Raw genomic sequence first — 415 nt, forward strand, 5'->3', positions numbered from 1 at the left:
GTAAGGTGTATCGGGGAATTGTGCTTTCAGTTCTGGAACTAATGGGCCGTTAGGACCGGTTTCAAAACTGGTGGTAAGAATAGTTGGTAAGTTGAAATACTTAGCCAGGTCACCCAGCGCCAGCACGTTATTTTTAAACTTATCGGGTTCGATATCCCGTACAAGGGAAAGTAAACCAGCCTGGTGATCAACAAGCAAAACGGCAGCATCATTTTTATCAAGACGAACATACGGTTTGGTCATCCTCTTCTCCTTTCGAGAGTCAGTGGTACGTCTGAAATCGATCAGACGCGATGCATTGCTCTGAAAGCATAGACGGGAAATATGAGTTTGCTGTGACCATGAAATTTTTCGACTGAACGAAGCGTATGAAATTTGTGTTAGTTCAATAAAAACAATCAGATGAGACTAATCA

General features: G+C 42.4%; 1 protein-coding gene. It reads right to left on the minus strand.

All coding sequences use genetic code 11. From position 1 onward, the window contains the following. Window positions 1-243, minus strand: a 243-nt coding sequence (locus tag M8010_RS19870) for a cysteine hydrolase family protein (RefSeq protein WP_502846240.1), incomplete at its 3' end; no start/stop codon positions are given. Window positions 244-415: the final 172 nt, after the last annotated feature.

It is taken from the genome of Marinobacter sp. ATCH36, from assembly GCF_023555055.1.
Classification (GTDB): domain Bacteria; phylum Pseudomonadota; class Gammaproteobacteria; order Pseudomonadales; family Oleiphilaceae; genus Marinobacter.